Source organism: Yoonia sp. SWMV100, assembly GCF_056108365.1.
This window is the reverse complement of sequence record NZ_JBWBAQ010000001.1, coordinates 1-11,044: the sequence shown is the minus strand read 5'-3', so window position 1 is coordinate 11,044 and position 11,044 is coordinate 1. Positions and strand designations below refer to the sequence as shown.

The 11,044-nt window shown below is 59.6% G+C and carries 9 protein-coding genes and 1 pseudogene; 1 reads left to right on the top strand and 9 read right to left on the bottom strand.

The features are described 5' to 3' along the window. The 4 genes from ACXJGX_RS00050 to ACXJGX_RS00035 form a co-directional block, all read right to left on the bottom strand. On the bottom strand, positions 1–1,324 hold a 1,324-nt coding region (locus ACXJGX_RS00050; RefSeq protein WP_474778093.1), incomplete at its 3' end, for an Ig-like domain-containing protein. A gap of 714 nt (positions 1,325–2,038) precedes the next feature. Beyond that, on the bottom strand, positions 2,039–5,347 hold the full coding sequence (locus ACXJGX_RS00045) for an error-prone DNA polymerase (RefSeq protein ID WP_474778092.1): 3,309 nt from the start codon (positions 5,345–5,347) through the stop codon (positions 2,039–2,041). Next, entirely contained in the window at positions 5,344–6,798 is a 1,455-nt protein-coding gene (locus tag ACXJGX_RS00040; RefSeq protein ID WP_474778091.1) for a Y-family DNA polymerase, read from the bottom strand. The genes ACXJGX_RS00045 and ACXJGX_RS00040 overlap by 4 nt, the downstream gene beginning before the upstream one ends. Continuing rightward, complete coding sequence (locus ACXJGX_RS00035) at positions 6,713–7,300, bottom strand: ImuA family protein (protein WP_474778090.1); 588 nt, start codon at positions 7,298–7,300, stop codon at positions 6,713–6,715. Before ACXJGX_RS00035 ends, ACXJGX_RS00040 begins: the two co-directional genes overlap by 86 nt. A 100-nt stretch (positions 7,301–7,400) precedes the next feature. On the opposite strand from ACXJGX_RS00035, the pseudogene ACXJGX_RS00030 reads away from it, so the two are divergent. Continuing rightward, positions 7,401–7,529, top strand: a pseudogene (locus tag ACXJGX_RS00030) (IS3 family transposase); the annotation flags it as partial. A gap of 21 nt (positions 7,530–7,550) precedes the next feature. Here ACXJGX_RS00030 and queF read toward each other — a convergent pair. From queF to ACXJGX_RS00005, 5 genes are all read right to left on the bottom strand, one after another. Continuing rightward, complete coding sequence (gene queF / locus ACXJGX_RS00025) at positions 7,551–8,015, bottom strand: preQ(1) synthase (RefSeq protein WP_474778094.1); 465 nt, start codon at positions 8,013–8,015, stop codon at positions 7,551–7,553. A gap of 16 nt (positions 8,016–8,031) precedes the next feature. Further along, positions 8,032–8,742 carry a 7-carboxy-7-deazaguanine synthase QueE gene (gene queE / locus ACXJGX_RS00020; protein ID WP_474778089.1) on the bottom strand — a complete coding sequence of 237 codons (711 nt, stop codon included), beginning with the start codon at positions 8,740–8,742 and terminating at the stop codon, positions 8,032–8,034. Next, on the bottom strand, positions 8,739–9,092 hold the full coding sequence (gene queD, locus ACXJGX_RS00015; RefSeq protein WP_474778088.1) for a 6-carboxytetrahydropterin synthase QueD: 354 nt from the start codon (positions 9,090–9,092) through the stop codon (positions 8,739–8,741). Before queD ends, queE begins: the two co-directional genes overlap by 4 nt. After that, complete coding sequence (gene queC, locus ACXJGX_RS00010) at positions 9,092–9,793, bottom strand: 7-cyano-7-deazaguanine synthase QueC (protein WP_474778087.1); 702 nt, start codon at positions 9,791–9,793, stop codon at positions 9,092–9,094. Before queC ends, queD begins: the two co-directional genes overlap by 1 nt. 493 nt (positions 9,794–10,286) lie before the next feature. After that, the coding region (locus tag ACXJGX_RS00005; RefSeq protein ID WP_474778086.1) for a vWA domain-containing protein at positions 10,287–11,044 on the bottom strand (758 nt) is incomplete at its 5' end.

Below are 11,044 nucleotides of genomic sequence, written 5' to 3'. Positions count from 1 at the left end.
CTTCGTTCGAGGCTGCGGTATTGGTGTTGCCCGCCGCATCACTGAACATACCCACACCCACAGACAGGGCCACCGGCCCATCGGCGATGGGTGTCAGAACAGCCGTGTAGCTTTTGCCGGATCCGGTCAACGTCGCGGTTGCATTGGTCAGCGTCAAATCAGCCAAGACAAAGTCGGTGCTGTCCTCGGACAGGGTAATCACTGCCGTCTGGTCGCCGTTCAATGCGCCGGTAAAGGCCGCAATGCTGGCCGTCGGCGGCGTAGAGTCAGGCGTATAGCTGATTTCCCGAGACGCCGTGTTCAGGTTTCCTGCGGCGTCCTTAAATCCGGCTGCCGGAATGGATAATGTGACAGGGTCGGGACCAGAGGGCGGATTGATATAGATCTTGTAAACTGGTGCCGCTGAATCATCGTATCCCCAGCTGGTTACGTTTGATGAAAGTTTAATGTCAAAAAGCGAAAAGTCAGGCGAAGGTTCTGACAACGTAAGTGTCGTGCCGTACCACCCCGGAAGCGGCGGGCCGGATGTGACGACAAAATCTGTCAGGGTTGCGCTTGGCGCCACCGTATCCACAGTGATAGTCACTTTGTTGTTCGCCTCTGCGGCGTCTTGGTTTGTCAAACCTGCGCTAATCGCAAATGCGCCATTACCGATTGATATCCGGGCTGTCGCGCCAGCGCTGGCCGTTGGCGTAAACGTCGCTGAATAGCTTGTGCCGCTTCCGGTGATTGCACCAAGCGTGCCGCCGGTTGCCGTCACCGCGCTTGCATTCGCAACTGTTACGTTTTGGTCAAACGTAAAGGTGATCGTCGCGGTTTCACCCGCTGAAAGAGTTGTGTCACTGGAACTGATCGCCGCGGATGGCCGCGTCCCGATCAGGGTTTTTGTGTTGCGAAAGGTTGTGCCGGTGGCGTTGATGATGGCGAACTCGTATTCGAAAACCTCATTGCCACCCAGTTCACTCGCGTGCCAAATAAGACCCATGTAATCTTCAAGGGCATAGGTTGCCCTAGAAGGTCCATCTTGCAATATGATCGTTGGGTTTGTGTAGCCACAGTCCTCCAGCATGGCCGGTGTTACAGACGGCGTTGATGTGATCGTGTCAGCGCCTGCATTCCAGTATCCGCCCCCCACCGTTGTCGTTTGGTTCTGATAAACATGAATACGCGTATTCAGTGCCCGTCCATAAAATGCACCCAGACAATCGGGAAAAGTAGAGGTCGGTGTTGCGTTGGGGGCAGGGAGTTTAAGAATGCCCAAATCGTCATCAAACGCATGGGCAGGACCCGCCAGAGACAGGGCCACCAAACACGCAACATCCAAGCGTGTGACCTTGACCACCATCTTGGTCAGACGCTTCGCCGCCTGAAGGTAGGTCTTTCCACATTGACTGGGATTGTTTTGGTGCGTTGATAAGACATCTAAACACCGAGAATTCGCTGCGCCTGTATGCGCAACACCATTTATACTATTTTTCATAACCACCTGCGTTTTCAAATTTTACAACATTTGGACGTGCGGCATCCCGCTAGGAACACTACCCATTCCGACCGCGTTGCCCGGACTCTTTCACAGAAAATAACTGTGGAGCATTTTAGTGGGGCCGATCGCGCCGCCACAGGTCTTCAAGCAACTTATGGAAAGAACTATTTTTGTGTAATGTCAATAAATTCGTTGAAAAAATTAACGATTTCTTCACCTGTTAGAAAACATGCGTCCAAGATGCGGGTGCCAGGAATTATCGCGCGCGACGTGCGACCCGCGGCTTTTAGTAGGGTCAGGGTAGGGGTATCAGGTCATTTCCCCCAGCAGCTTAAGGTTGGACACCAGTGCGTTGCGCAACGTATTTTCTGATCGATCACCGGGAGGATGTGACGCTTCTTCAAAACCCACTGTTCAGAACGGGGCCAGTCGATGTGGCCGTGCGGGACGTTCCTGTCATTCACGGCGACCGCGACCAATGTCGGGTTTGCCGCTTTGCGCTGCATCGCCGCGCTGGATTGATGCCAGATTTGGCCGAAGGGACTGTGCCAGACCTTAGTGGAAATCGCGGCTTGGGAACAAGCGTTTGGCCTGATCGCGGGGGTGATAGGCGCGGGCTTGGTAGCGGGGCGGACGTGGCGCGTCGTCGGCGGGCGGGTTGGTGATGCCCACGGCGTCGTCCATCGGGTGGCCCAGATCGGCGATACGCCCCGACAAGTCCTCGACCTGTTCGGCGATCAGATGCACGACCACGCCTTCGCGCTGCAGGCGTCCCGTCACCCGCAACAGGCGTCCGCCCATCACGATACGCCGAAACCGTTCGTAAACCTTGGGCCAAACCACGATGTTTGACACGCCGGTTTCATCCTCTAGCGTCAGGAAAATCACTCCCGATGCGGTGCCGGGGCGTTGGCGGGTGATCACCAGTCCGCAGACACAGGTGCGGCGCAAAGGCGCTGTGACCAACTCGGCATGCGGCGTCAGCCCCGTCATCGTTGGGCGCAGCAATTCCATCGGATGGGCGCGCAACGACAGGCGTAGCGCGACGTAATCCTCCACCACCTCTTCGCCCAGATGCATCGTGGGCAGGCTGACCTGTGGTTCGCGCAGGCCTTCGCCGTCCAGCGGATCGGCAAAAAGCGGCAGCGGCGCGGGGGCGCGGATCGCGCGCACCGCCCAAAGCGCGTCGCGCCGCGTGAGGTTCATCCCTGTAAACGCATCCGCTTCGGCCAGCCGTTCGAGCGTGGCAGGCGACACACCGGCGCGCAGCCACAGGCTTTCGGGATCGGGATAGCCATTGGCGCGCGCCCCCACGATCCATCCCGCATCCTCGGCGCGAAAGCCTTTGATCTGGCGAAACCCCAGCCGCAGCGCCAGTGTCCCGTCGGGGCGGCGTTCCAGCGTGTTGTCCCAAGCGCTGTGGTTGACGCAGATCGGGCGCACCTCGCAGCCATGTTCACGCAGGTCGCGCACAATCTGGGCGGGGGCGTAAAACCCCATCGGCTGGGAATTGAGCAGCGCGCAGGCAAAGATCGCGGGATAGTGGCATTTAAGCCAGGAGGAGACATAGGTCAGCATGGCAAAGGCGGCGGCGTGGCTTTCGGGAAACCCGTAATCGGCAAAACCCTCGATCTGCGCGAAACAGGCCTGCGCCACCTCTGGGGGGTAACCGCGTGCGGTCATCCCTGCCACGAAACGGTCACGGTGCGCGCCGATGGTCCCCATCCGGCGAAAAGAGGCAAGCGAGCGGCGCAGCTGGTCGGCCTCTTCGGCGCTGTAGCCTGCGCCGACAATGGCGATCTGCATTGCCTGTTCCTGAAACAGCGGCACCCCCAGCGTTTTGCGCGTGACCTCCATCAGCGCGGGACCAAAAGGTTCAGGCGCTTCCAGCCCTTGGCGACGGCGGATGTAGGGTTTGACCATGCCGCCCTGAATGGGACCGGGGCGCACGATCGCGACCTCGATCACCAGATCGTAAAAGGTCGCAGGCTTCATACGCGGCAGGAAATTCATCTGCGCGCGGCTTTCGACCTGAAACACCCCCACCGCATCGGCGCGCGTCAACATGTCGTAGGTCGCTTTGTCTTCTTGGGGGACGGTATCCAGCGTCAAATGAATCTTTTCGTGGCGCTCCAGCAGGGTGAACGCCTTGCGGATGCAGGTCAGCATACCAAGGCTGAGCACATCAACCTTGAGGATGCCCAGCGTGTCGATGTCATCCTTGTCCCATTCGATCACCGTGCGGTTTTCCATCGCCGCGTTTTCAATCGGGCAGAGTTCATCAAGCCGCCCTTGGGTGATGATAAACCCGCCGACATGCTGGCTGAGGTGGCGCGGAAAGCCGATGATTTCTCCGATCAACTTCAGGGTCTGCGCCAGGCGGCGGTCGTCGGGATTAAGGCCCAATTCGCGCGCCCGTTCCAGATCCGCGCCGCTGTTGGTCAGTCCCCAGATATGCCCCGAGAGGTTCGCGGTCACATCTTGGGACAGGCCCATGACCTTGCCCACCTCGCGGATCGCGGCGCGGGTGCGAAAATGGATCACGGTCGCGCAAAGTCCCGCGCGCTCGCGCCCGTATTTTTGGTAAATCCACTGGATGATTTCCTCGCGTCGTTCGTGTTCGAAATCTACGTCGATGTCGGGCGGCTCGCCGCGATGGCGCGAAATGAACCGCTCGAACACCATGCCGATCATGTCGGGGCTGACATCGGTGATGCCGAGCAGATAGCAGATGATCGAATTGGCCGCCGAGCCGCGCCCCTGACACAGGATGCCGCGTGCGCGGGCTTCGGCCACGATGTCATGAACAGTGAGAAAATAGGCGGGATAGCCAAGCTCGCCGACAAGGTGCAGCTCTTTTTGCAGCAAGTTGTGAACCCGCGCAGGCGCGCCACGGGGATAGCGGCGGCTAATCCCCTCGTGGGCCAGACGGGTCAGGCGTTGCTGCGGTGTTTCCGGACCCTCTTTTGCGTTAGGATAGTCGTAGCTGAGCTCCGACAGGTCGAAACTACAGCGCGCGGCGATTTCAACGCTGCGGCGCAGGGCGGCGGGATGGTGGCGAAACATCCGCGCCATGTCGGCGGGCGCTTTCAGCCGCCGTTCGGCATTGGGCAGTGCGCGGGTGCCGATATGATCGATGGTCACGCCGTCACGCAGGCAGGTCAGCACATCGGCGAGTTGGCGGCGCGCGCCGTGGTGCATCAGCACATCGCCTATCGCGACCATCGGCGTCGAGGCCCGCAAGGCCAGCGCGGCGCAGGCGGTAAACCACGCCTGATCCGACCCGTCATAGCGCGGCGCGGCGCCCAAAAACACCGCACCCGGATAGTGGCGCGCCAGTGTTTGCAGCGGGGCAAGCGCGCGGGTCAGATCGTGCGGGGGCAGGGCGATCAGGATCATGCCCTGACAGCCCTGCACCAGATCGGCCAGATCAAGATGGCATTCCGCCTTGTCCGCGCGCCGTTTGCCCAAGGTCAGCAGCCGCGACAGCCGCTGGTAGGCCGCCCGGTCCGTGGGCAGGGCCAGCCACTCGACCGGACAATCGCGCAGCACCAGCCGCGTGCCGACGATCAGCTTGGGCAATGACGCTTGATGTGGCAGGCGCAAATCCTGCGGCATGCCGACCTCTTGGCGTGAACAGCTGTCGATCTGCGTACTCGAGCGGATGCGCAGGGCTGCCTCGTTTTCCGCTTTCAGCGTTTTGAGGGCGCTAAAGGCACGCACGACCCCCGCCAAAGTGTTGCGATCGGTGATGGCGATGGCGCTTAGCCCCAGTTCAGCGGCGCGCAGCACCAGCTCTTCGGGGTGGGACGCCCCCGTCAAAAAGGTGAAATTCGAGGTGACACAGAGTTCGGCATAGCTCATGCGAATTCTCCGTGGACAAACCATGCGGGGGCTTGCGGCGTGTAAAACAGCCACAGGCGCCGCCCCTCGCGGGTGTCGATTTTCCAGTAATCGCGCAGACCCGAACGCCAGTTTTCATCGCTAAGCCACCATTCGGGCGCGATGCGTTCCGGCCCCGTGGCGCGCCCCGTGGTCAGCACCATGCTGCGCCAACGAAACCTTTGCGGCGGGGTCGCGCCTTTTACGGTCAGGGGTTCGGGGGAAAACAGCAGCAGCGGACGCGGACGCGGGCAGACCCAGACGCCTTCGGCCACGCTAAAGGCCGCAGGGGCGATGGTAAAGCTGCGCTCGGGGATATGGCTGTCGGCGGGCAAGAACCGCTGGATGTTTTCCAGTCCGATGCGTGTGCCGATGCGGGTGATCAGATCGTTCAGCTTGTCGGGCTGATCTTGCGTCACACTGGTGATTTGCTGCACCGGCAAGGGTTCGACCTCTACCGCCTCCAGCCGCATCACGTCGATGCCAAAGCCCGCATCCACCGCCGCCACACCACGTTCGAACAGCGGCAGAATGCGCGCCGGATCGCGCATCGCACTGGCAAGATGTAACGCCACCTGCTGACGGCCCTGATCCACGCGGCGCAGGGTCAACACCAGACGCCGCGCCCCCGCCGCATCGCGGTGCAACTTGGCGCAAAGCGGCGCAAGCAGCCGCGCGGTTGCGCCCATCACATCATCAAGCAGGCCGATCGGTTCGGGAAAGGTCAGCCGCACGCCGTAATGCGGCGGCTCGGGGGCGGGGTTGATGCTTTCGGGCAGATCGCCCAAGGCCTGATCGAGGCGGCGCAACACCTCGGGGCCGAACCGACGGGCCAGCGGCGCCCGCGGCGTGCCGGCCAGATCACCGATGCTGCGCAGCCCGAGCCGTTGCAGGGCGGTGACCGTGGCAGGCGCCAACCGCAGCGCCGCGATGGGCAGCGTTTTCAGCGCGGCGTTTTCACCGAAATGCGCCAGCGCCCAAGCCGCGCCGCGCGTGTCGGCCACCCCGAGGCGCAGGGTCAGCCGCGCCCGCTCGGCGCGCGCGCGCATATCCGCCAGCATTTCGGGCTCGCCTCCCCACAGATGCGCCGCGCCGCTTACATCGAGCACCAAACCGTCGCGTCCCTCGCGCCCCACCCACGGGCAATAGCGCGTCGCCCATCGGCGCAGCGCGGTAAGAAACTGCGCATCCCGATCGGGCCGCGCGGGCTGGCTGGTGAGGGTCGGACAGAACGCCCGCGCATCGGCAAAGGTCATGCCACGGTGCAGGCCTAGCGCCTCGGCAGCCTGATTAAGGCAGTAAATCCGGTCGGTGTTTTGCTGGTTCAGCGTCAGCGCAAAAGGGGCCTCACTGGGGCGCACCCGCAGAACCCGTTCGGTTGCCAACCGCGGATACCACATGCACACGATGCGTTTCTGGCGACCACCGAACATCCCAAGCCCCAATTGTTCCCGATTTGTTCTTGATAATTTCCCAGCGCATCAGAGTCGAGTCCTCGCTGTGGGGGTCAAACAACGGACGGGTGTGCCAACGGGTTTCCGTTGCATTCGAACCCATGCCTTCAGGGATCAGGCACAAGCCGGTGGTTTTGCCCTGTTGCGCCGCCAGCTGCAGCCGACGCCCCTCGCGCAGGTTCAGCGGACGGGTGATGTCGATCACGACGCACCCCAGCGTACCGTCGCGCAGCGCCTCTTCGGCCACGGCCAGACTATCGGCATGACTGCTGGTGCGCGCACTCAAAAGCCGCGCAGGGTCCAGCACGGGCGAAAGCCCCAAAGGGTTCACCGCTTCGCCGTCCCATGACGGGCTGATCCAGAGCGTCGTACCCGGCGCCACGCTAGCGACGACTGCGGCAAAAGCCGTTGCCGCAGGTCCATAGGCTTCGTGGACCCGACCGTGTCGTAAAGGAAATATGGTGGCAAAATCCGGCTGCATAAAACATACCTATCGCGAAATTACTGCAAGCGCCAACTGGACCTGTCGCGGTTTGATGCTGCTCCTTTGATAGTATTTACTGCAACAAAGGAGACAGACTATCGGACCGAAACGGACGGACGAATTCCGCCAGAATGCGGTGCGGATCGCACTGACCAGCAGGCTGACGGGTAGGCAGGTGGCTGACGATGAGAATGATCGGCTGCGCCGCGAGAACAGATGCAGAAAGGGTGTTTCAGGCCCGTCGTCTTTATCCTCTGCCGCGGTAGGGTGGTACGCCTTGGTCCGGAATCCACACACCCTCCGGCATCGCCCCTGTTTGCCAGAAAACATCAATCGGGATGCCGCCACGCGGATACCAGTAGCCACCGATCCGCAGCCATTGCGGATTCAGAAAGCCTACGAGACGCCGTGCGATCGAGATCGTGCAATCCTCGTGGAATGCGCCGTGGTTGCGAAATGACCCGAGAAAAAGCTTGAGCGATTTGGACTCGACCAGAAATTCTGCCGGCACATAGTCGATGACCAGATGTGCGAAATCAGGTTGACCTGTCATGGGGCAGAGCGATGTGAATTCGGGGGCGGTGAAACGCACGCAATAGGCCACGTCCGCTTGTGGGTTCGAGACACGCTCTAACACCGCGTCTTCGGGCGAGGATGGCAAATCGGTCTGGCCGCCCAGTTGTTTCAAGTCACTGTAAATCGTTTCCATAATTGTCTCCTTAATGGGGTCAGACCCCGCGCTTGTTACCCCAAAGCAGGACGTGCAATTGCGGCAAGACCCGCGGTGCAAACCAGCTATCGTTGATGGTTTTATCGACCAGCCACAGCAGCTTATCGGCCAAGAGCTGTGGATCGACCGCGACTTCGGGATCGACCTCAAGATTGCCAGGCTGAAGGTAGAGCGGCAGATCCGGATAGTTCGCTGCCGTCGCCCGTGCCCAAGCATAGTCCGCGTCGTCGAAGATCACGATCTTCATCACGATATTGCCCGCCCCCTTGGCCGCAAGCAGACAGGCATCAAAAGCCGCCCAATCAACAGTTTCCCCGCTCGATGGCGGTTTGGGGCTCAACACCAGCGTGTCGAGATCGCCAAACCAAGGTTTTGCAATCGATCCTTGGGTTTCGCAGGCAAATCGGTAGCCTTTGGCGTGTCCGAGCGCGATGAGTTGCGTGAAATCCTGAATTGCCGGGTTGCCGCCGGACAGGGACACGGTCAACGGATTGCCTTTGGACAGGCGTTGCACCTCATCCCAAACGGCATCTGTTGGCATCGCGGCCCATGTATGCCGATAGGCCGTGTCGACCGCATGCAAGCTATCGCACCAAGTGCAGCGGTAATCGCAGCCACCGGTGCGCACAAAGACGGTTGGCTCGCCGATAAGCGCCCCTTCGCCTTGGATCGTCGGGCCGAATATTTCAGCGACGCGCAATTTGTTCATGGCCGGTATTCCGCCCACGTCTTGGGCGTCTCGCTGACCTTGACGGCGCTGGTTTCAGGCCAGCGTGCCGCGCACCAGTCATAGAAATGCCGCGCCATGTTCTCGCCCGTCGAGGCTTCGACCATGATGTCATTGAGATGGCGATGGTCGAATGTGTTGTCGATATAGGTCTTCAGCGCCTTCAACTCGCCATAGTCACGCACAAAACCGTCTGCATTCAACGTCCCTGACGCCAACTCCACGACAACAACATAATTGTGGCCGTGCAGCCGCGCACATTGGTGGCCGTCGGGCAGGTGCGACAATTGGTGCGAGGCTGAAAAATGGAATTCTTTTGTGATCCGGTACATCAGCCACGGTCCTTTCTTGCGGTTGCCCCGACCCAAAAATCGGGGTCTGCGTATGTGGTGGGATCGGCGATATGTGCCAAATGAAAGGCTTCGCGCCGCTCCACGCAGGTGCCGCATCGCCCGCAGTGGACCTCTCCACCTTTGTAGCAGGACCAGGTTTCTGCAAAGGGCGTATTATGGCGCGCGCCCTCGGTGACGATATCGGCCTTAGTGCGATGCACGAAAGGCGTGTACAGCGACACATCCGCGTAGCCGTCAAGCGCCGCCTTTTGCATCGCTTCAAAGGCCTGAGTAAAGGCGGGGCGGCAATCGGGATAGATGAAATGGTCCCCGCCATGCACCGCAGTGGCCACCGCTTGGTCATCATTCGCCGCCGCCACACCAAAGGCCACGGCCAGCATGATGGCGTTGCGGTTTGGCACGACGGTAATGCGCATACTTTCTTCGGCGTAATGCCCGTCCGGGACATCAATATCATCCGTGAGCGCAGAGCCCGTCAGGGCCGCACCAATGCCGCGCAGATCGATAATATCGTGTGGAACATCCAGTCGCTGCGCACAGAGCGCCGCATAGTCCAGTTCCTTGCGATGGCGCTGGCCGTAATCGAATGACACGAGGCGGGTCAGCTGTCGTTCTTGCGCGACCATATGCGCAAGTGAAACAGAATCGAGCCCGCCGGAGCAGATGACAATCGTCTTCATTTTATAACCCTTGTTTTGTTGTCCGGGTAGGCTGCGACCGGAACCACTTCCTTAGATTACTTTTTTTGCGGCGCCAAGCATGAGTTGCCACTCGTTTCCTAGATGCCCGCCTCGTTCATTTTCTTCTGTACTGTTTCATAGTGAACTGGTGACGGCACGCCGTTGTTTGTGTGTTTGCGTGTCGAGTTGTAAACAGAATGGATGCGCACTTTTGCGCTTCGCAAGGATCTTGTACAATATGTTGTGATCGGCTTCCTGAGCCGAGCTGCGCTAATGGATTTCTGCAACGAACACAGTGGCTCTGGGTCGTCCGCATACAGTTGGCTGGCACGTGCGCAAAAGGATGACCGTGCTGCTGCGCTGCTCAGGCGTGGTCCTGGTCCCAAGTTTATGGGTACAAGGCTCAGCGATGCACATGAAACACTCATCGAGCGATCTATGCCCCATGAATTCCTAGCGCGAAATAGGATCAAACTGACCCGAGTTCTGAAATTCATAAACATGAACTTTGCAGGGCAGGGGCTGCACACTGTTTCGATGGCGTAAGAAGCACTTCGGTTTCAGTTTCGTTTTCAGCAGCAACAGTCGCAATAGCGTCTTTGAGTTCCGTCGCATCCGCAGCCCTGAGAAAGCGACCTCCAGTTTCAAGCGCGATGCACTGCATCTGATCCAGCGCGATAGTGTCATCCACATCGAAACCAATCACGTGTGTAGTAAAATTTACTCCCGCCTGATCGAGACGGCGTGCGGCAGTACAGGGATCTGGGTTACAGGTCTCAACGCCATCGGACACCAAAATAACGGTCGCGGTTTGATTGATGTAATCGAGAGCCTCCGCTGCGTCGGTAATTGGCGTCTTGCCAAGTGGACGAATATTATTCACTGCGGTTTGTACTTCGCTTGCAGTGCCGAGCGCAGGGGAAACGAGCGTCTGGATATCGCTACAGCTACCTTCCTGCCGGTGCCCATAAAGCGTGAGGCCTAGCCGCTGATCTTGCGGAAAATCATCCAAAATTGTACCAACAGCCTGCTGTGCAATGGTGATCTTGGCGACGCCATCTATCTGTCCCCACATGGACACAGAGCCGTCCAGCACCAATACGGTACCTGCGCTGTCTTGAGCGACAGCAGTTTGAATAGCCCCTAGTATTGTAGACGCTTTCTTCCCTAATTTTGAGGCAAGGAGGCCGTTATGGGGAAGCCAAATTTCAGTGAAGATTTCAAGCGTGATGCTGTGCATCAAATCACGGT